Source organism: Azoarcus taiwanensis, from assembly GCF_012910885.1.
In the GTDB taxonomy this organism is placed as follows: domain Bacteria; phylum Pseudomonadota; class Gammaproteobacteria; order Burkholderiales; family Rhodocyclaceae; genus Azoarcus_F; species Azoarcus_F taiwanensis.
Genome location: NZ_WTVM01000323.1, coordinates 1 through 379 on the forward strand (window position 1 = coordinate 1; position 379 = coordinate 379).

At 33.0% G+C, this 379-nt stretch carries 1 pseudogene; it reads left to right on the plus strand.

The annotated features are described in order from the left end of the window. Nucleotides 1–86 precede the first annotated feature (86 nt). A pseudogene (gene cvfB / locus GPA21_RS20550) lies at nt 87–379 on the plus strand (RNA-binding virulence regulatory protein CvfB); the annotation flags it as partial.

The window sequence follows — 379 nt, forward strand, 5'->3', positions numbered from 1 at the left end:
CAGTTTCGACCTCATATAAGTTGTAATGATAGAATGAATCACACATGTTATAATAATAAAGAATACAAGAATCGAAGGAGAATAACATGGCATTAGACAAAGATATAGTAGGTTCTATAGAATTCCTTGAAGTAGTAGGGTTACAAGGTTCAACTTACCTTTTAAAAGGACCAAACGGTGAAAACGTAAAGTTAAACCAATCAGAAATGAACGATGATGATGAATTAGAAGTAGGTGAAGAATATAGTTTCTTCATTTATCCAAACCGTTCAGGTGAATTATTTGCAACTCAAAATATGCCTGATATTACGAAAGATAAATATGATTTTGCTCAAGTACTTAAAACGGATCGCGATGGGGCACGTATAGATGTTGGATT